Annotated in this window: 21 protein-coding genes; 17 read left to right on the top strand and 4 right to left on the bottom strand. The window is 39.3% G+C overall.

Annotated elements, in window-relative coordinates; translation table 11 throughout:
- The first annotated feature begins 23 nt into the window (after positions 1-23).
- On the top strand, positions 24-224 hold the full coding sequence (locus tag GS400_RS15105) for an alpha/beta-type small acid-soluble spore protein (RefSeq protein ID WP_027445667.1): 201 nt from the start codon (positions 24-26) through the stop codon (positions 222-224).
- A gap of 945 nt (positions 225-1169) precedes the next feature.
- A complete protein-coding gene (locus GS400_RS15100) occupies positions 1170-2762 on the top strand; it encodes an amidohydrolase (RefSeq protein ID WP_160103143.1) in 1593 nt (530 codons plus the stop codon).
- Between the two features lie 51 nt (positions 2763-2813).
- On the opposite strand, the gene GS400_RS15095 is transcribed toward GS400_RS15100, so the two are convergent.
- Complete coding sequence (locus GS400_RS15095; protein ID WP_160103141.1) at positions 2814-3617, bottom strand: NAD kinase; 804 nt, start codon at positions 3615-3617, stop codon at positions 2814-2816.
- Between the two features lie 109 nt (positions 3618-3726).
- Here GS400_RS15095 and GS400_RS15090 point away from each other — a divergent pair, with 109 nt between their 5' ends.
- The 7 genes from GS400_RS15090 (at position 3727) to GS400_RS15060 (ending at position 9584) form a co-directional block, all read left to right on the top strand.
- A complete protein-coding gene (locus tag GS400_RS15090) occupies positions 3727-4377 on the top strand; it encodes a DUF2953 domain-containing protein (RefSeq protein ID WP_160103139.1) in 651 nt (216 codons plus the stop codon).
- A gap of 21 nt (positions 4378-4398) precedes the next feature.
- Entirely contained in the window at positions 4399-4926 is a 528-nt protein-coding gene (gene ytfJ, locus GS400_RS15085; protein ID WP_160103137.1) for a GerW family sporulation protein, read from the top strand.
- Positions 4927-5041: 115 nt separating this feature from the next.
- A complete protein-coding gene (gene tpx, locus GS400_RS15080; protein WP_160103135.1) occupies positions 5042-5542 on the top strand; it encodes a thiol peroxidase in 501 nt (166 codons plus the stop codon).
- 105 nt (positions 5543-5647) lie between these two features.
- Positions 5648-6643: a class I SAM-dependent methyltransferase gene (locus GS400_RS15075; protein WP_160103133.1), complete on the top strand. Its 996-nt coding sequence runs from the start codon at positions 5648-5650 to the stop codon at positions 6641-6643.
- A 121-nt stretch (positions 6644-6764) separates the two neighbouring features.
- Complete coding sequence (locus GS400_RS15070) at positions 6765-7961, top strand: acetate kinase (RefSeq protein ID WP_160103131.1); 1197 nt, start codon at positions 6765-6767, stop codon at positions 7959-7961.
- Between the two features lie 281 nt (positions 7962-8242).
- Positions 8243-9070, top strand: a complete 828-nt coding sequence (locus GS400_RS15065) for an EcsC family protein (protein WP_160103129.1) — start codon at positions 8243-8245, stop codon at positions 9068-9070.
- Position 9071: 1 nt separating this feature from the next.
- Positions 9072-9584 (top strand): MogA/MoaB family molybdenum cofactor biosynthesis protein, encoded by a 513-nt coding sequence (locus GS400_RS15060; protein WP_160103127.1) that lies wholly within the window; start codon positions 9072-9074, stop codon positions 9582-9584.
- A gap of 43 nt (positions 9585-9627) precedes the next feature.
- On the opposite strand, the gene GS400_RS15055 is transcribed toward GS400_RS15060, so the two are convergent.
- On the bottom strand, positions 9628-10077 hold the full coding sequence (locus tag GS400_RS15055) for a universal stress protein (RefSeq protein ID WP_160103125.1): 450 nt from the start codon (positions 10075-10077) through the stop codon (positions 9628-9630).
- Positions 10078-10191: 114 nt separating this feature from the next.
- Between GS400_RS15055 and GS400_RS15050 the strand changes: the two genes are divergently transcribed.
- Entirely contained in the window at positions 10192-10341 is a 150-nt protein-coding gene (locus GS400_RS15050; RefSeq protein WP_160103123.1) for a hypothetical protein, read from the top strand.
- 43 nt (positions 10342-10384) lie between these two features.
- On the opposite strand, the gene GS400_RS15045 is transcribed toward GS400_RS15050, so the two are convergent.
- Positions 10385-11686 carry a purine-cytosine permease family protein gene (locus tag GS400_RS15045; protein ID WP_236560974.1) on the bottom strand — a complete coding sequence of 434 codons (1302 nt, stop codon included), beginning with the start codon at positions 11684-11686 and terminating at the stop codon, positions 10385-10387.
- 97 nt (positions 11687-11783) lie between these two features.
- Here GS400_RS15045 and GS400_RS15040 point away from each other — a divergent pair, with 97 nt between their 5' ends.
- Positions 11784-12554: an SDR family oxidoreductase gene (locus GS400_RS15040; protein ID WP_160103119.1), complete on the top strand. Its 771-nt coding sequence runs from the start codon at positions 11784-11786 to the stop codon at positions 12552-12554.
- Positions 12555-12747: 193 nt separating this feature from the next.
- Positions 12748-13869: an alanine dehydrogenase gene (gene ald, locus GS400_RS15035; RefSeq protein ID WP_160103117.1), complete on the top strand. Its 1122-nt coding sequence runs from the start codon at positions 12748-12750 to the stop codon at positions 13867-13869.
- A gap of 297 nt (positions 13870-14166) precedes the next feature.
- Here the strand turns inward: ald and GS400_RS15030 are convergent, their stop codons facing one another.
- Positions 14167-14325 (bottom strand): hypothetical protein, encoded by a 159-nt coding sequence (locus tag GS400_RS15030; protein ID WP_160100710.1) that lies wholly within the window; start codon positions 14323-14325, stop codon positions 14167-14169.
- A gap of 430 nt (positions 14326-14755) precedes the next feature.
- Between GS400_RS15030 and GS400_RS15025 the strand changes: the two genes are divergently transcribed.
- From GS400_RS15025 to GS400_RS15005, 5 genes are all read left to right on the top strand, one after another.
- Positions 14756-15268, top strand: coding sequence for a DUF4178 domain-containing protein (locus tag GS400_RS15025; protein ID WP_160103115.1), 513 nt, complete (start codon positions 14756-14758; stop codon positions 15266-15268).
- A gap of 52 nt (positions 15269-15320) precedes the next feature.
- Positions 15321-15989: a PspA/IM30 family protein gene (locus tag GS400_RS15020; RefSeq protein ID WP_160103113.1), complete on the top strand. Its 669-nt coding sequence runs from the start codon at positions 15321-15323 to the stop codon at positions 15987-15989.
- A gap of 337 nt (positions 15990-16326) precedes the next feature.
- Positions 16327-16977 carry a DUF4247 domain-containing protein gene (locus tag GS400_RS15015; protein ID WP_160103111.1) on the top strand — a complete coding sequence of 217 codons (651 nt, stop codon included), beginning with the start codon at positions 16327-16329 and terminating at the stop codon, positions 16975-16977.
- A gap of 12 nt (positions 16978-16989) precedes the next feature.
- The gene (locus tag GS400_RS15010; protein WP_160103109.1) at positions 16990-17385 is read left to right on the top strand and encodes a DUF350 domain-containing protein; all 396 of its coding nucleotides are present in this window, start codon (positions 16990-16992) and stop codon (positions 17383-17385) included.
- Between the two features lie 242 nt (positions 17386-17627).
- Positions 17628-19175: a polyamine aminopropyltransferase gene (locus GS400_RS15005; RefSeq protein WP_160104646.1), complete on the top strand. Its 1548-nt coding sequence runs from the start codon at positions 17628-17630 to the stop codon at positions 19173-19175.
- Positions 19176-19198 lie beyond the last annotated feature (23 nt).

Genomic DNA, 19198 nt, shown 5'->3' with positions numbered 1-19198 from the left:
GGTAACAAGGAGGTGAGTTCATCATGGCAAACAACAACTCTAACCAACTTGTAGTACCTGGTGTACAACAAGCTTTAGATCAAATGAAAACTGAAATTGCACAAGAATTTGGTGTTCAACTTGGTCCAGATTCAACGTCTCGCCAAAACGGTTCTGTTGGCGGTGAAATCACCAAGCGTTTAGTTCAAGCTGCTGAACAGCAGTATAACGGTCAACAACAATAATGAATAATATGGTAAGAGGGTAGTGAGTGAACTCACTACCCTTTTTTAACTTTAAGAATGAATTTGTTCAATTATATGGCAGTTATCTGGAATAACTGTTTTAGTGAGAGAGGCGGTTCCGTTGCTATTGTGGAGAGCGGTGGGCTTGGGAACGGGTTGCTTTCCCCGGACGAACGATCGAGCCTCCTCATACGCTACGCTTCTTGCGGGGTCTCGCTCGCCCGTTTTTCCGGAGGAGTCAACCCGTTCCCAAGCCCACCTTAGCCGAATGGAGATTAACGGAACCGCAGCGATAATGTGAGGAAATGCTTGCGGACAATTGTTCCGTTATTTGACCTTAAAATGACTTTCTTACGGACATTTATTCCGTTATTTGCATCAAATCACCTTGAATAAGCCCAATTTGTCATAAATAAGGTACCATATGTCCGTAACGACTCTCGAAATGCCTTAAAAGTTCAAAATAACGGAACCGATGTCCGTAACGTTTAGATCTCAAGTAACTAGGGTCCGTTAATCTCCATAAACGCAAAGGGGTGAGGGAAACGGCAAACTCCCGCGGTAGAAAGGGCAGATGAGACCCCGCAAGGAGCGTAGCGTATGAGGAGGCTGAAAGTAAATAATGAAGATCGACTAAGACCGCCACATCGTGTGGCAACGTCGACCTACCCCACGTCGTGTGGGGCAGCAGGAGTATTGCCGTTTCACTGAACCCCTCCCCCTCATAAAAGCAACGGACCTTCACCGCACAATATCTCGAAATCAAGTCTTCCACATAAGGGGGCTTTTATGGAAGAGTGAGTGAAACAAGATTCTCTGAAAACACTTTTGTAGTAAAAACATATAATAAATACAAAAACTAGTCGATTCATAACCATTTTGTTATGATGTGAGTATTCAATTCGCTAAAGTGAAAAACCGTTACTGATATAAAGGAGAATGAATATGGGAGAACTTTGGTTTGGTGGAACGATCTACACCATGGAGAAGCCGAATGAGCGAGTAGAAGCTGTCCTTACACAAGATGGAATTATTTTAGCAGCGGGAAAAGAAGAAGAAATTCGAGATGCATACTCTTCTACAATTGCGACTGAGCATGATCTCAAAGGAAATGTTCTTTATCCGGGTTTTGTAGACAGCCATTTACATATAATTGGTCATGGTGAAAAGTTGATGAGATTAGACTTATCACAAATGACTTCTGTTAATGAAATGAAACAAGCACTAAAAAACTATGCTTCTAACCTTCCGGAAGGTGAATGGTTAATTGGAGAAGGATGGAACGAAAATTTATGGGAGGATCCTGAGGTTCCACATAAACATGAGCTAGATGCTATATCTACAAAACATCCTATCATGTTAACTCGTGTATGTCGCCATGCCTTACTTGCCAATTCTCAAGCCATTGAACTTGCAGGAATAACGGAGCATAGTGAGGATCCACAGGGGGGAAAGATCGTACGTGATGATCATGATCAAATGACGGGCTACTTTCTTGATACAGCACAAGAACTCATTAAAGGAGCAATGCCTGAGTTTAAACAAGGGTATCTTGAGAGAGCAATCCGTTTATCTGTTCAAGATTTATGGCAAAACGGTATTGTTGGTGGACATACAGAAGACATGAATTACTACGGTGGATTCTTTAAAACACACCAGGCCTACTTAAATACGATTAATGGGGACCAGTTAAAGTTTCGAGCACACTTGTTAGTCCATCATGGTGTAGTAGATGAAATGATTGATTTAGGTCACAGTTATAAAACAGGCACTGATTTTGTGGAATTTGGAGCCATGAAAATATTTGCGGACGGAGCTATTGGAGGGCGTACGGCGTGGTTATCTAAGGATTATACAGATGATAAGGGTAATCAAGGGATGCCGATTCATGAAGATAAAAACTTAAAGCAACTAGTAAAACGAGCACGTAATGATCATCTCCCTATAGCTGTTCATACAATTGGAGATAAAGCAGTTGAAGCTGTCTTGGAAGCTATACAGGAATATCCTCCAACTAGTCCTGACTTACGTGATCGTATTATTCATGCTCAATTTTTACGAGAAGATTTAATTGAAGAACTACAAAAGGTGAACGCAATTATTGATATTCAGCCTACTTTTGTATCATCTGATTTCCCTTGGGTAATTGAACGAATCGGTGAAGAACGTTTACCGTACGCCTATGCTTGGAAAACGTTATTGGATAAGGGCATTCCATGTGCGGGAGGCTCTGATGCTCCGATAGAAGAAATCAATCCTCTTCTTGGCATGCGAGCAGCCGTGTTACGAAAGGCAGATTCAGATGGAAAAGTGTATGGAGAAGATCAGCAACTTTCCATGTTCGAAGCGGTATCATTATATACAACGGGTAGTGCTTATGCTATTGGCGAGGAAGATAAACGTGGGAAAGTTGAAGCAGGTTACTTAGCTGACTTCACAGTTTTAGACAAAGATTTATTTGCTATTTCACCTGAAGAAATTACTTCTGCTAGAGTGGTTCAGACGGTTGTTAGTGGAGATATTGTTTATAATTCCTAATAAAAAAAGCTTTTGCTAAGGGATATCCCAGAGCAAAAGCTTTTTACTTAATTATAAGAACGTACGCTTCACGCGTTCCCAATAAGAATTATCCTTCAACTTAATCGTCTTAATAACTTTATCACTTAACCTGATATCAAGGTTGTGGATGTTTCGAATCGGTAAGGCTTCATTGTCCATTCCGATGATTGGATAGTCATTCCCATCTTGTAGGAGTTTTAACGATAACTTTCTATCTCCACTCAAAATAAAGGAAGAACCAAGTGTGCGATAACGATTATTATTAAGAGACGCTAACTCAGAAACTTGAAAACAAGGAAGCTTTGGATCGACCACGGCTCCTTTAGTGGACTTATTGTACCCTGTTGAACCAGTAGGAGTCGCAACAATTAAGCCGTCTCCCTGGAATGTTTCAAAGTGAATATCATCAATGTACACATCAAGCACGATTGTTTTAATAATCGTAGAACGCATGCTCATTTCATTTAAGCAATAAAATGAAGAATCCCCGTTTACATCAGCCTCAATAATTGGGAAACGTCTAACCTCTAACTCTTCATACATCATGGAGTGCACCATTTCATCAAATCGATCTAAGTTAAAATCACAGTATAAGCCTGCTTCTTCACCAGAACGTGTGATACCTGTGTATAAGCAATCTTGTCGAAAGCCTGTTTTTCGTACGGCTTGTAGGAACATTCCGTCCCCACCTACACTCACAATGATATTAGCTTCTTGGTGATCTTCCACGATATTGAAACCGTTTTCCTTCGCGAGATTAAAAAGGGGTTTCAGTTTTTGTTCTAGTTCCTCGTCCTTCTTGTAGAAAAAATATAAGTTGCTACCTTTTGCCATTTTTGGACACTCCCTTCACTTTCATAATAAATCATAACAAAAATAACATCTATGTTTCATGTTTAAAATGACTATACTAAGCAGAAAATGGATAGTGAGGAGGACGTATATGTGGTGGATCGCACTATTATTATTTCTATTCGTTAATATGATTGTCGTTATTTTCACAAGATTATTCTTCACCATTTCCTATATTCATAAATCTGATGGTGACTTTTTAAGCATAGAACTCCGTTTTTGGAGATGGGTTCGATTAAAGAAAGAAATCCCAATGGTTACTGTTGATAAAGAAGAAATGACGGTGAAAACGAAACAAAAAGAAGAATATGGACAAGATAAGAAAGAGGAAGAAGAGAAGGATTATTCACCAGAAGATATCAAAACGCAACTCGAAAGCGTGAAAGACTTCCTAGATCGTGTCGTAGGATTTCATCGCATTCTTAGGCGTTTTTTATCAAAGGTACATGTTCATACATTACTTTGGGATACACAAGTAGGTACATCAGAAGCAAGTACAACAGGAATGCTTTGTGGCGGAATATGGACATTAAAAGGTAGTATCGTAGCCTTTATTTCTAGCTATATGCAACTGAATACAGCACCGGAATTATATGTAACTCCCTATTTTCAACAAAAACATTCTCAAACTCGCATAAAGTGTATGATTTCATTTCGCTTTGGACAAGCTATACTCGCAGTGTTTTTAATTGTACGGCATACGCAAGGTCGTGTCCCTAAATTTAGAAAGAAAACTGCTTAAACCGAAGAAGGAGGATTTACGATGTCTGAACATCCAATTCAAGGTCTAATGACAACTGCATTGGAAAGCTTAAAAGATATGATTGATGTAAATACGATCATAGGAGATCCTATTGAGACACCAGATGGTAGCACTCTAATACTAACTGTTTCCAAGGTAGGCTTTGGTTTTGCTGCTGGTGGAAGTCAGTTCAAAATGGGCAAATCTTCAGATAGACATCAATCAGATAAAGGTCAAAATGATGGTGATGGATCCCAAGGCCAAGGGCAAAGCGAACTTCCATTTGGCGGAGGTAGCGGTGGAGGAGTTTCGATCACTCCGATTGCTTTCTTAATTGTCAATAAAACTTCAGGTGTAAAGATGATTCACCTTGATGAAAATACACACTTGTACGAGCGCATGCTAGACCTTGCACCACAAACCGTACAAAAAATTCAAGAAGTACTTAGTAAAGGTTCAAAAAAAGATGGGTCTTCATCAAGAGGGGATCAACAGCAACAATCCGAACAACGAAACGGGAAGCAAAATAACCAGAATTTTTCCTGGTAGGTTATCGTTAGACATCTAAGAAAACTGCCTTCATAATACATAGTAGGCAGTTTTCTTTTTGAGAGAAGACTGACATTTATATTATCGTTATGATATACGAGGAGGATACAAAATCATGGCAAATGTTACGTTTAAAAACAACCCAGTCACCCTAGTTGGAGACGAAGTGAAGGTTGGGGAAAAAGCCCCTAATTTTACCGCATTAGCGAATGACTTATCAGAGGTTTCGTTAAAAGATTATGAAGGTCAAGTAAAATTGATTAGTGTCATTCCTTCAATCGACACAGGGGTATGTGATGCACAAACCCGTCGTTTCAACGAAGAAGCAGCAAAACTTGATAATGTAACAGTGCTAACGATTAGCATGGATCTTCCTTTTGCACAAAAACGCTGGTGTGGAGCAAACGGTATCGAAAATGTTGATACACTTTCTGATCACCGTGATGCATACTTTGGTGAAGCGTTCGGCGTACTCATTAAAGAAATGCGTTTACTAACTCGCTCTGTATTCGTTGTAAATAGTGATGATGAGGTCGTGTATGCAGAATACGTTCCAGAAGCAACCGACCATCCTGATTACGATGCAGCCATTGAAGCAGCAAAAGAAGCAAAATAACTAGAACCCGGCTGACGTGGCCGGGTTTTCTCATGTAAAATAAGTAAGGCTATTAATATATCCAGCAAGAAATCTTGCTTTTTCTAAAGAAGTGGAGGAGAAATCGTGGAACAATCAAATGTAGAGCAACTCTATACATGGTTAGATGAAGCAGTGGAGTTAATTGGACAAGAAGTAGATCTTTCCTATTTAGAGCTTTTACCTTTAGCTGGGGAAACCCTTTTTGAACAACAGCCAACCCAAGAGTATAGCGAGGAAATACAAGCTAAATTAAAAGATAAACTAACTCATATATCCGTAGAGGATTATAAAAAAGAAGAAATCCGTAAGGCAATGCAGCTTGCTATACTTAAAGGAATGAAAGGGACAACCCAACAGCAGCATCATATTACACCGGACTCTGTAGCGATCTTTATGGGGTATTTGGTTCAAAAGCTTACCAATTCAGATCAAAAGACATTACGTTTGTTTGACCCTGCCTGTGGCACTGCAAACTTATTAACTGCTGTCGTTAATCAAATGGAACAAAATGTGGAAGCCTATGGGAGTGAAGTAGATCAAACTCTCATTCAATTGGCACTTATGAATGCAAACTTGCAGAAAACTGAAATTGAATTTTTCCACCAAGACAGCCTGAGTCCATTTTTATTAGAACCTGTTGATATGGCTATTGCAGACTTACCCGTAGGTTATTATCCGAATGATGTACAGGCAAATGAGTACAAATTAAAAGCTGATGAAGGCCATTCTTATTCCCATCACTTATTTATTGAGCAGAGCTTAAATTATGTGAAAGAGGCTGGATACGCTTTATTCCTGATTCCAAACTTCTTATTTGAAAGTGATCAGTCTGAAAAGCTACATGCTTACTTACATGAACATGTTCACATTGTAGGAGTATTACAACTTCCTGAATCGATGTTTAAGAACGAAAAGTTTGGAAAAAGCATTTTTATTGTTCAGAAAAAAGGACAATACACAAAGACGCCATCACAAGCTCTAATTGCTCAACTTCCATCCTTTCAAAATGTCGAAGCAATGAATGATATGGTCGGGCAAATCAACGAATGGTTTAAGAAGGAACATCTGTCCAAATTTTAAGAAAATAAAGATTTCATTCGGAAAGCGTTACCAATTTCATAAGTGTCTTGAAATGCTTAATGACGGGTGGTTAAATGGGAAATGGTAATCATGAACCTAGGTTATTAAGGGGATGAAAATATTGAGTAAAATTTTAGCCATTAATGCTGGTAGCTCTTCACTGAAATTTCAGTTGATTGAAATGCCAGAGGAAAAAGTTATTACAAAAGGCCTTGTTGAACGTATTGGCCTTCCTGAATCTGTATTTACGATCGAAGTGAACGGTGAGAAAAATGAAACCGTTACGGATCTACCTGAGCATGGTACAGCTGTTCAAATGTTAGTTGAAAAGCTTACTGGGTTAGGTATTATAGACTCTCTTGATGAAATTGAAGGAATTGGACACCGTGTAGTACATGGTGGCGAGCGTTTCGCTGACTCTGCACTTGTTACAGAAGAGGTAATTAAAGAAATTGACGAAGTTTCTGAGCTTGCACCTCTACACAACCCAGCGAACCTAACTGGAATTCGTGCATTCCAAAAGGTACTACCTAACGTTCCAGCTGTCGTTGTGTTCGATACAGCGTTCCACCAATCAATGCCAGAGCAGTCCTTCTTATATAGTCTTCCATATGAGTACTATGAAGAGTATGGTATTCGTAAGTATGGCTTCCATGGTACATCTCACAAGTATGTATCCCAACGTGCTTCAGAGTTGTTAAACCGTCCTGAAGAGCACCTTCGCATTCTTTCTTGTCACCTAGGAAACGGAGCAAGCATTGCTGCAATTGAAGGCGGAAAATCTGTGGACACATCCATGGGCTTCACACCACTTGCTGGTGTAACAATGGGAACTCGTTCAGGTAACATTGACCCTGCACTTATCCCGTATATTATGCAAAAAACTGGGAAAACAGCTGAAGAAGTTCTTCACGTTCTTAACAAAGAAAGTGGTATGCTTGCTTTATCTGGTTTCTCTAGTGACTTACGTGATATTGAAGATCGAGCTAAAGAAGGCGATGAGCGTGCAGAGCTAGCTCTTGAAGTATTTGCAGCACGTATCCACAAATATATCGGTTCTTATGCTGCTCGTATGCACGGTGTAGATGCTATTGTATTTACAGCAGGTGTAGGTGAAAATAGTACAACAATCCGTGAGCGAGTTCTTCAAGGACTTGAATTCATGGGCGTTTATTGGGATCCATCCCTTAACCAGGTACGCGGAAAGGAAGCTTTCGTAAGCTACCCTCATTCTCCTGTTAAAGTAATGGTCATTCCAACAAACGAAGAAGTTATGATCGCTCGTGACACGGTTCGTTTGATTGAAGAGAATAAATAATTTGAAAAAGCTGCTGATTTAGATTCAGCAGCTTTTTTTTACTTTAAGAAAGTATAAAATTCAGCAATGAAGCAATTCGAAGTAGTGAAAATTTTGAAGTTATGAAGTATAAGCGCAACTAAACCTCTGTCTGCGTCTTAAACGCTTGCCAATCGGCAAGTTTTCTTTATGTACATGTAAACAAGTCATAGTCAAATATACATCATAATAAGAAGGATATCCTTCGCTTTTTTTTAGCGATCACGCTACAATAATGGGAAAAGGTTTTAGGAGGTGTAAGAATGAGTAAAGAAAAAGTATTACACGATATCCAACATTGGGAAAGACAATGGAAGGATTATCGAGCGAATGACTTTGAGATGATGTATGATCAATGGATGAATAAATCGTTTCAGGATATGTCGAATCGTACCCGAAAGAAATTTTTTCATCAGATTGATCAGTGGCTCTTTCATACGCATGCTTACATCCAAGGGACGGCTTTTCAAAATGAGGCACGAGAGCGTATTTTAACAAGTGGGCGCATTTTTCAATCAGATATTGATCATATAGAAGATATGAAAAACCTCACGATCGATCAGCTTACATATTTAGCGCATCAACAAGTGGCAAAAGGAAAGCTTTATTCATTCGCACAAGGCGGTCTAACGGGAACAGGAGGGCTTCTACTATTAGGGATTGATTTTCCGGCTATGTTGATCTTAAATGTTCGAGCTGTCCAGTTAATTGGGCTTACATTTGGCTATGAAGTAAATCACCCTTACGAAATGATGTTATCCTTAAAAATCTTTCATGCTGCAACACTACCTAAACGTCTTCAAAAAGAGGCGTGGGATGATTTAAAACGTGAATTAGAACATCAGACTTCTCCTTTTATCTATGAAGGTGAAGAAGAGCTGACAGATGAAACGTGGCTTGAGCAACCTATGAAGCATAGTATGAAGTCTTTATTTATTCTGATGTTCCGAAAGAAATTAATTCAAGGGTTACCGCTCGTATCAATGGCTATTGGGGCAACGTTAAATTATCAACTAACTCGTCAGGTTACTGATTTTGCGTTACGCTTTTATCAGTATCGATATTTAGTGGAACAAGGAGAATTCGATTAATATGTCAGTTACAGAGCATAAGAAAGATCACCATACATCGGTTCGATGTATGGTGATTACAGTAAGTGATACGAGAGATGAAGAAACGGACAAAAGTGGTCGACTTATCAAAGATTACTTGAAAGAAGAAGGCCATAAAGTAACTCGCTACGTAATTGTTAAAGATGAACAACTTGCGATTAAAGAAGCCGTTGTAAGTGGTTTAGAGGATCCAAGTGTTGATGCAGTGCTAACGAATGGTGGCACAGGTATGGCTTACCGTGATGTGACCATTGAGACGGTTCATCCACTGCTGGATAAGGAAATGACAGGTTTTGGAGAGCTGTTCCGAATGCTTAGCTACTCGGAAGATATTGGATCATCAGCTATTTTATCAAGAGCCATTGCTGGTGTGAGTCAACACACAGCCATATTTTCAACTCCAGGATCTAGTGGTGCGGTTAAGCTAGCTATGGAAAAATTAATACTACCAGAATTAAGGCATGTGGTGAAAGAAGTAAAAAAAGACATTTAAAAGCTGTTACCTTATATTAAGGTAACAGCTTTTTTACATGGAACTATTCGTCTGTCTCAGGTCGAACAACGAGTACATCACAACTTGCATATCGAGTGATGTGCTCAGAAACGCTTCCTATAAAGAAGCGCTCGACTGCATTTAAACCAGTAGCCCCACAAATTATAAGGTCAGCATCATACTTTGGTGCGACTTCTTTGGCGATTTTAATCTTAGGAGATCCGTATTCAATGTCAATTTGAACTGATGTAAGCCCAGCATCTCTTGCTTGCTGTTCGCATTTCTGTAATAACTCAGATGCATATTCATCTGCTCGATCAGCTAATGTTCTGTCATACGCTTCTACTGTTGCAAAAGCGCGTGTATCAACTACATGAGAAAGATATAAATTTGCATCATTACGTTTTGCAATATCAATTGCTTTTTGAAAGGCGTGCTCAGAAGCTTCAGAACCATCCATAGCAACTACAATTCGCTTGTACTCAAATGGCATTCGGATCTCTCCTTTCTTTTCCTAATTATAACACGTAAGGATAAGGAATTGGCAAAAGGTTCAAGAGAGAATTTGAACTTTCTGAGGCACACTAAATAGCGGGAGGTGTTTGTGGTGGACAAAAAGAATAAATTAGGTCTGCAATATGATCCGGAAGGCGATAAAGAAACAAATCGGATGCTTTCTGAGAGTTATCAGAGTGGTGTCATCGATAATGATGTTGAGGGACGTAATATTCGAGAACATCCGAAGCGTAAGGCATAAAAAAATACCATCTTCAGCCTTACACGAGCTGAAGATGGTATTTCTATTCATTAGACTTCTTTGCTAATAGGTAATAGAGGATACCAATTGCGAAGAATGTAATGAAACCAGGTGAATAAGATTCTGGGATAACGAAGTAAATAATACTTCCTCCAAGAACGGTAAGCAATGGCACGCGATATAACGTTCCCTTTTCTTGTAAGGTTAACAGGGATTCTTCTGATAAACGTCTCTTCTTGATAAAGATAAAGTCCACAACGATTACAGCAGAAATAGGAATAATTAAACCACCTAAAGCAGACACAAATTTCTCAGCATGCGTTACGAGAGTAGGAACTGAGCTTAAAATTACGCCTGAGACTCCAAAGATGATAGCACTTTGTATCCGGGACAAGCTGGAAAAGGTGTTTAAAAGGCTATAGCCACCTGTGTATGCATTACTTAAGTTTATGGATAGCATCGATATAATCGCTGTAAGTGTGATGATTGTAAGAAATAGTGGTGAATCAGTTATTGAACTAGAAGACACATAAGGGTTACTGTCATGGTATAAATAAGCAGAGGCACATCCAAGTATGGCTGTAATAAAGAATCCAAATGTGTTCCCTAAAAATAACCCAACTGCACCTTGTTTAGGTGTTTTGGCATAACGTGTCATATCAGCTGACGCACTAACACCTGATACATATTGGACAAAAGCGAGACTTGCAAAGAAAACCATCATCCCAAAACTTCCGTGTGATTCGTTAGCAGGGAGCGTAAAGAGTGAACGACTTGATTCATTTGTAGTAAAGTATAGATAGAGCATAGTGCCTTCTCCTAACAAGAGGAGAGGGAGAAAGTAAGTTGTCGCTCGCTTTACAGCTTCAAATCCAATGATGGCTAATACCACCATTAAGATGGATATCGGGACTGAAAATAGTAGAAATGGATATTCCTCCCCAGTAAGGCGAACGAGTAATTGTTGAAGAACATAAGTACCGCCTATTGTTTGCACACTAAACCAGTAAAGTGATGTAATACTACGTATGGGGGAAGAAAGATACCTGGCACCTCTTACACCCAACATTGTTCGAATGGCATATTGGGCTGGAATGCCGTAAACAGAACCTGGGTAGGACAATAATGATACAAAAACAAATCCGAAAATAGCTCCTAAGCTAGTAGCGATGACGGCTGCAAGAAAAGATAAATTTCCTTTTAAAACAGCTAGTGCAGGGATTAAAAAATTTCCAGCATTAGCGGATATCGCAATTTGAATAAACATATATCGAAACCAAGGAGTATTTTGTTGGGACTGTGGCACCGCTTCTAAACCAATCGTTTCAACAACTGTTGACTTCAATGCGGAATTGGGAGCTCCCATTTATTTCACATCCTCTCAGCAAAACATATTGTACATAAAGACAAAGCGTATTGTAAATGACAAAGGAGGTCGTTGCATGAGACATGCCATCATAACAGCAGGAACCAAAGGGTTAGGACGTAAGGTGACGGAGGAAATGCTTGAAGCAGGATACTCTGTAACTGTTACGTACCGACAGGATCAGCAAAAAGCAGAAGAAATCTTTCAGCAACTCCCTTCTTATTCAGATCGCATTCAGTGTGTTCAAGCTGATGTAACCTTGGTTGATGACTTACCGAATATAGTCAATAAAGCTATGGAACGGTTTGGTCGAATTGATGTTTTAATTAATAACGCTGGACCTTATATTTTTGAAAGAAAAAAACTCATGGATTATACCACAGAAGAGTGGAATCGTATGATAAATGGGAACCTTGATGCCGTATTTCATTTGTTAAAGCTAGTTGTTCCTATAATGCGAGCACAAAAGTTTGGAAGAATTATTAATTATGGTTTCCAAGGCGCTAATGGTGCCCCAGGTTGGATGTATCGATCGGCCTTTGCAGCTGCTAAGACAGGATTAGTTTCCTTAACAAAAACGATTGCATATGAAGAAGCCGAATATGGAATCACATCGAATATGATTTGTCCGGGTAAAATTGTTGGGGACATGAAAGAAGCAGATATTGCGGACAGTCGACCTCATAAAGACGAGCAAACTCCAATTGGGCGCTCAGGTACTGGGGGAGACATCGCACGTTCCATATTATTTTTATGTGGAGATGATGCCGATATGGTTACAGGTACAGTAATGGAAGTAACAGGTGGCATGGATGTCATTCATAAATATTGTTATAAGACACCTTGAGGAAACAGGTGGCTTGTTTGTTTTCTAATTTCACTATGAATTTTTAAGGGAGATTTGTTACAATGAAAGGGCTTACAAAAGAACAGTGGGAAAAGTTTTATTTTGGATCTTCCTTTATAGATCTATGGAGTGATATAGTTAGAAAGGATAGCAACTTGAATGTCTAGAGATATTGATGTGGAGGTTGGTTATTATGAGAATAGGGGTACCTAAAGAGATTAAAAACAATGAAAACCGTGTAGCTATGACACCTGCTGGCGTAATGACACTATTGAATGCAGGGCATGAAGTATTCGTAGAAAGAGATGCTGGAGAAGGATCAGGTTTTACGAACGAAGAATATACAGAAGCTGGAGCAATACTTGTTGATACAGCTAATGAAGCTTGGAATCAAGAAATGGTTATGAAAGTAAAAGAGCCATTACCGGAAGAATATGAATATTTCCATGAAGGTCTTATTCTATTTACTTACTTACATTTAGCTGCAGAGCCAGCATTAACAAAGGCACTAATCGATAATAAAGTAGTAGGGATTGCATACGAAACAGTCCAAACAGCAAGAGGAACACTTCCGTTGCTTACACCAATGAGTGAAGTGGCAGGACGTATGGCATCTCAAATCGGAGCTCAGTTCCTCGAGAAGTCTCGTGGCGGAATGGGAATCCTGTTAGGTGGTATTCCAGGTGTACGCCGCGGAAAGGTCACTGTTATTGGTGGAGGCGTTGTTGGAACGAACGCTGCCAAAATTGCTATGGGTCTAGGAGCGGACGTAACCATTGTAGACTTAAACCCAGAGCGCATGCGTGAATTAGATGACATCTTTGGTTCTAAAATTAATACAATTATGTCAAATCCTTTAAATATCGCACAGGAACTTAAAGATTCTGACTTAGTTATAGGGGCGGTTCTAATTCCTGGAGCTAAAGCACCAAAACTAGTTACTGATGAAATGGTTCAAGAAATGATGGACGGCTCAGTTATTGTAGACGTTGCGATAGACCAGGGTGGAATTTTCGAAACAACGGATCGTATCACAACTCATGACAATCCAACTTATGAGAAACACGGAGTTCTACACTACGCTGTAGCAAATATGCCTGGTGCTGTTCCAAGAACATCTACGATTGGTCTTACAAACGTGACAGTCCCTTATGCGCTTAAACTTGCTAAAAAAGGGTATAAGAAAGCGTGTCAGGATGATGAAGCATTATTAAAAGGGATAAACACATTAAATGGCTATGTAACATATGAAGCAGTAGCAGAAGCTCATGGACTTGAGTATTGTGATGCACATTCTTTATTAAATAATGATTAATTAATTTTGGACAGGCTATAATTTTATAGTCTGTCTTTTTAATTTAATTTAATTTGCTTCTTCCATATAAGCCCCCTTATCTGGAAGACTTGGAATCGAGATAAGTTGAGAGCAGTCCGTTGCTTTTATGAGAGGTAGGGGGTCAGTGAAACGGCAATACTCCTGTGGAAGACCAGCTGAGCCTCCTCGTTCACTCCGTTCTCTGTGGGGTCTCATCTGCCCTTTCTACCACTGGAGTTTGCCGTTTCCTTCCCCCCTTTGCTGGTATGTAAGTTAACGGACCCTAGTGTGTGAGTTCTAAACCTTACGGACATCTGTTCCGTTATTTTGAACTTTTAAGGCATTTCGAGAGTCGTTACGGACATATGGTACCTTATTTGTGACAGATTGCTCTTTAATAAGGTGATTTGTAGCAATTAGCGGAATGAATGTCCGTAAGCTCTTTAGAAAAACCATTTTAAGGTGAAATAGCGGATCAAATGTCCGTAAGCATTACCTCCTCATATCGTTGCGGTTCCGTTCATCACCATTCGGCTAAGGTGGGCTTGGGAACGGGTTGACTCCTCCGGAAAAACGGGCGAGCGAGACCCCGCAAGAAGCGTAGCGTATGAGGAGGCTCGATCGTTCGTCCGGGGAAAGCAACCCGTTCCCAAGCCCACCGCACTCCACAATAGCAACGGAACCGCCTCTCTCACTAAAACAGTTATTCCAGATAACTGCCATATAATTGAATAAATTCTTTCGTATGATGATAGCGTTATTTATGAAAAGTTTATTTAAATTAAAAGGATTTCTTATTAATTTAAAAGAAATAATAAAAAATGAAACATTTCGGAATATGAATCGTATTACTCTAATGAATAGGATCCTGAAGTGAGGTGAAGAAATGGGATTGTTTTCAAGACTGTTTTCTAAAGATAAAGACAGAAATCAACCCCAGATAAAAGAACGTACTCCCTTAAATATAGAAGTGGGAGATATCGTGACGTATGATTTAGTGGATTATGAAGTGGTAGGAAAAATCACTTATCGCGATGGTTCATATGAGTGGTACTCTTATCAACTGCTAGAAGGCAGAAACTCTATTTGGCTTTCTGCAGAGATGGATGAGGAATTGGAGCTTGGTATATACAAATCTGTAAAACTTCCTGTTTCTGAACCATTCCCTAAAAAGCTTGAATATGATGGGAAGACATTTTACCTTGATGAAGAAGGAAAAGCTCAAGTACTAGGGCAAGGTCGAAGTGAAAACATTCACGGGAAGACCACACATTACGCTGATTATTGTGATGAAAATGAGGAAGAGTATTTAAGTGTTGAAACATGGGGGACTGAAACAGAGGTAAGTGTAGGGCATTCTATTGAGGAATACGAGATTAAAATATTGGCTGGGTCATAAGAAACCCTAAAATCTAAGTTATTTCTTTTAATTATAAAAGGAGGAAAACGAAATGTTTAAATTTTTCAAGCGTGTTAGTACTGTTGTGAATTCTGAATTAAATGCTATGCTAGATAAAGCTGAAGATCCTGTTAAAATGCTAGAACAATTTATGCGAGATATGGAAAGTGATATTCGAGAGGCTGAAAGTGCAGTAGCTAAGCAAATTGCAAATGAGAAGATGTTGAAGCGTAAATATGACGACGCTCAATCGCTTGCAGACAAACGACAAGAACAGGCTGAAAAAGCCATTGAAGCTGGTAATGAGGATCTTGCGAGAAGAGCTCTACAAGACAAGAAGAATCAGCAAGAACAAGCGGATTCCTTGAAAGAATCTTATGAGCGTGCACAGAGCGATTCACAAAGCTTACGTACTAAGCTTGATGAAATGAAAAAAGAATACCAGGAAATGAAATTAAAGAAAGATTCTCTAAAAGCTCGTGCTGAATCAGCTAAAACTCGTACAAAAATGAATCGTTCAATGTCTGGTATTAATAGTGATGAATCCAAACAAGGTTTTGAGCGTATGGAAGAGAAAGTGCTCAAATATGAAGCAGAAGCAGAAACAAGTGAAGATCTTTCTGAGTCTAGCCGTTCCCTTGATGATGAATTTGCTGAACTAGAAAAAGATAGCGTAGATGATGAGTTAGCTGCATTAAAGAAAAAGATGGGTAAAGAATAATAAGAAAAGCGCAAGCATCGTTTAGAAACAATGGGACTGGACTGAGTCCGTAGTAAAGATAAAGGAAACACGATGTGCTTAGGCGAATCGATGTTGACTTATCGTACGGAGGAAAGAATGATCAACTAAACCCGTCACGTCCTGTGACTACGTCGATCTCACCCACGTCGTGTGGGCCTAAGCCCCATCGTTGCTGAGCGCTGGAGCTAGACATCTATGAGCAACATCTGTACTTTCTGTAATTGTGAAATAAGGTTGGCCCGCTTCTAATAAGTGGGCCAATCTTTCATATGCTTTATGGTGTAAGTTATGAATAAGAAAGGAGGGGGAAGAAGCTTTGAAAACAAAAGGGGTTATTATTGCTATTTTATCTGTTTTATTCTTAACAAGTTGTAGCCAAGGATTTGCTGAGTTAGATCGAGGTATGCAAAATACATATACATTCCCTGAAGAGCCTAGCAAACAGACTTTAATGAATAGAATGGAAAATAGAAGCTTTCAAAGTGCTCAGGATTTTGTAAGTAGTACATTTCCATTATTGGATCGAGTTCAAGGAAATCAAAGTAATCAAGAAGCCCGTATCTATGTAACACAGCGGTTTGGTGTACAAGAGCTCGCTAATATCGTTAAAGAAAAATACGAACCAGACCGTGAGAGCGATTATAACAATGGCAAAAAAGTGTTGATTTATGCCAATACCTTTATCACGTTTAAACAAAGTGAACAGAGTAGTGATGTCACGTTAATCGAAATGGCAAGTGATCAATTCGTTCGAAATAATTATTCTCCAAACTTCTTCGATGGATTGTTTGCCCTATGGGTTTTAGATGAAGTGTTAGACGTGGATGATTGGGGCAAAAAGAGAAGAAAAGCTTGCTTAAGTGGAGATTGTTATGGAGGATATTCTAGCAAAAAGTTTCGTTCTGATTCATCGGGGAGTTTCCGAGGATCATCTGGACGTGGAGGCGGACCTAGTTCCGGAAAATAAGGAGGGTAAAACATGGGACCATTTTTATTAACATTATTATATTTTGTTGTAGCAATTGTGGTGGTTGTGATTGGACTATTCATTTTTGAAAACTTAACAAGGCAGTATAAAGATTGGGATGAAATAGGAAAAGGAAATACAGCTATTGCTTTGTCTGTAACAGGTAAAATTATAGGGATTTGTATTATTTTATCGTTTGCGATTTATAACTCCGCACAAATTTTGGATACAGTTATCTGGGGAATTGTAGGTGTTGTGTTGCAAATGGTTGCTTACCTTGTTTTTGAAGGATTAACACGCAAGTTTTCAGTTGAAGAAAAACTTCATGAAAATAATGTGGCTGTAGGAATCGTAACCCTGGGCGTATCCATTGGCTTAGCCTTTGTCATCGGTGCTTCCATTACATAAGCCGCTTAGCTTAGAAAAAGCCCTTGAAGAATCCTCTTCAAGGGCTCTTCAATAGGAAACAAAATCGCAAGCGCACGTTAAGCAACAAAGGGAATTCCCTTCGTTGTTGGGCGCTGGAGCTGGATGTGACCACGCTCTTATAAAGATAGCAACTTTATCGTTTCATATAGCAGAACAAAATCACTCTTGTCTGTAGCAGAGTGATGGGTGTATTTTTCCAAGGAGTCGGAGTGATCGGAGAAATGAGTGATATTGCAACAAGAAAAAGTAAGACGATTTATTGGGCATCAGGAATTGTCTCGATCTGTGGAATTATTTTTGAAGTGTTATTTGGTGCCTTAGGCTCGTACATATTAGGGGATGGGGTTAAGCAGTACACCTTAACGATCTCGCTCTTTTTAACGGGGATGGGAGTAGGAGCTTCCTTAAGTGAAAAAGTGATGAAGGATCTAATCAGCGCTTTTATTAAAGTGGAGTTTGCTGTCGCTCTGTTAGGTGGATTATCGAGCTTTATCATGTTTGCCATGTCAGCATTTGCTCCAGCAGGTTCAGACGCATTGTTCTTATACTTGATAACCTTTATTATCGGAGCTCTCACCGGTATTGAACTTCCTATACTTATTCGTAAGGCTAATGAAATCGGAGTCGAATTAAATAAAAGTACTGCCCGCGTGTTATTTTCGGATTATGCAGGTGGTTTAATTGGTGGGCTTTTATTTGTTTTTTATTTCAGACCAGAAATGGGTATGGTTAAAAGTGCGTTTGTCGTAGGTGCGATCAACTTAAGTGTAGCGCTTGTGATGTTGTGGTTATTCCGAAATGAAATCCGTCACATGGTTGGGTATGTAATTATAGGATCTATCATCGGCTTGATCTTATTAGCTGGAACATTTTTTGGAGAAGAGACCGTATATCGATTTGAGCAAAAATTATATAAAGACCCTATCATTCACATGGAAGAAACTGCATATCAAAGAATCGTTGTTACTAAGGATCAGAGTGATGTTCGTATGTTTCTAAATGGTGCCCTTCAATTTAGTTCTTCTGATGAATATCGGTATCATGAGCCTCTTGTACACCTTCCGATGGCTCAAGCAGAAAACCCCAAAAACATTCTTATACTTGGCGGAGGAGATGGTCTGGCTGCAAGAGAACTAATGAAATATAAGGGCTTAGATAAAATAACCTTGGTAGATCTAGATCCTCGTGTTGTTGAGTTAGCTAATCAAAATGTACACCTCTTGAATCTGAATGAAGGGGCTTTGAAGCGGGATATCGTACATGTGGTTCACCAGGATGCCTTCGAGTTTATGGAAGAATCACATCAATGGTATGATGTCATTATTGTTGACTTGCCTGATCCCAATAATGAAAGCTTAAATAAGCTTTACACGAAAGAATTCTACTCGTTGCTTCGGAATCATTTGTCGCCTAATGGAGCTATGATGGTTCAGTCTACAAGTCCTGTGTTTGCTACAAGTGTATATTGGACAATCTCTGAAACTATCGCATCTACAGGATTACATACTGAGAATTTTCATGTAGATATTCCGAGCTTTGGAAATTGGGGATTTGTTTTAGGGAGCCGGGAGAAGATAAATACTGACAAATTGCAAGTGAATGTACCCACTCGTTTTTTATCTGATGATATAATCCCTGCTCTAACGTTTTTCGGTAAAGATGAGGATGAAAAAATAATGAAAAATGGGGAACAAGTAAACTTAGAACCTAACACATTAATTCGTCCGCATTTAATCGAAAAATATGAACAGGCATGGAAAAACTACTAAGCGGGTATAAAAAGGAATGGACA

Origin of the sequence: Pontibacillus sp. HMF3514 (assembly GCF_009858175.1) — a bacterium.
In the GTDB taxonomy this organism is placed as follows: Bacteria; Bacillota; Bacilli; order Bacillales; family BH030062; genus Pontibacillus.
The sequence above is the reverse complement of the archived record's forward strand: the minus strand, read 5'-3'. Positions and strand labels throughout refer to the sequence as shown.

Excerpts from the sequence above, each read along its gene's own strand:
- GS400_RS15105 (WP_027445667.1), top strand. The coding sequence starts at position 24 with ATGGCAAACAACAACTCTAACCAACTTGTAGTACCTGGTGTACAACAA.
- GS400_RS15100 (WP_160103143.1), top strand. The coding sequence starts at position 1,170 with ATGGGAGAACTTTGGTTTGGTGGAACGATCTACACCATGGAGAAGCCG.
- GS400_RS15095 (WP_160103141.1), bottom strand. The coding sequence starts at position 3,617 with ATGGCAAAAGGTAGCAACTTATATTTTTTCTACAAGAAGGACGAGGAA.
- GS400_RS15090 (WP_160103139.1), top strand. The coding sequence starts at position 3,727 with ATGTGGTGGATCGCACTATTATTATTTCTATTCGTTAATATGATTGTC.
- ytfJ (WP_160103137.1), top strand. The coding sequence starts at position 4,399 with ATGTCTGAACATCCAATTCAAGGTCTAATGACAACTGCATTGGAAAGC.
- tpx (WP_160103135.1), top strand. The coding sequence starts at position 5,042 with ATGGCAAATGTTACGTTTAAAAACAACCCAGTCACCCTAGTTGGAGAC.
- GS400_RS15065 (WP_160103129.1), top strand. The coding sequence starts at position 8,243 with ATGAGTAAAGAAAAAGTATTACACGATATCCAACATTGGGAAAGACAA.
- GS400_RS15060 (WP_160103127.1), top strand. The coding sequence starts at position 9,072 with ATGTCAGTTACAGAGCATAAGAAAGATCACCATACATCGGTTCGATGT.
- GS400_RS15055 (WP_160103125.1), bottom strand. The coding sequence starts at position 10,077 with ATGCCATTTGAGTACAAGCGAATTGTAGTTGCTATGGATGGTTCTGAA.
- GS400_RS15040 (WP_160103119.1), top strand. The coding sequence starts at position 11,784 with ATGAGACATGCCATCATAACAGCAGGAACCAAAGGGTTAGGACGTAAG.
- ald (WP_160103117.1), top strand. The coding sequence starts at position 12,748 with ATGAGAATAGGGGTACCTAAAGAGATTAAAAACAATGAAAACCGTGTA.
- GS400_RS15030 (WP_160100710.1), bottom strand. The coding sequence starts at position 14,325 with ATGGTTTTTCTAAAGAGCTTACGGACATTCATTCCGCTAATTGCTACA.
- GS400_RS15025 (WP_160103115.1), top strand. The coding sequence starts at position 14,756 with ATGGGATTGTTTTCAAGACTGTTTTCTAAAGATAAAGACAGAAATCAA.
- GS400_RS15020 (WP_160103113.1), top strand. The coding sequence starts at position 15,321 with ATGTTTAAATTTTTCAAGCGTGTTAGTACTGTTGTGAATTCTGAATTA.
- GS400_RS15010 (WP_160103109.1), top strand. The coding sequence starts at position 16,990 with ATGGGACCATTTTTATTAACATTATTATATTTTGTTGTAGCAATTGTG.
- GS400_RS15005 (WP_160104646.1), top strand. The coding sequence starts at position 17,628 with ATGAGTGATATTGCAACAAGAAAAAGTAAGACGATTTATTGGGCATCA.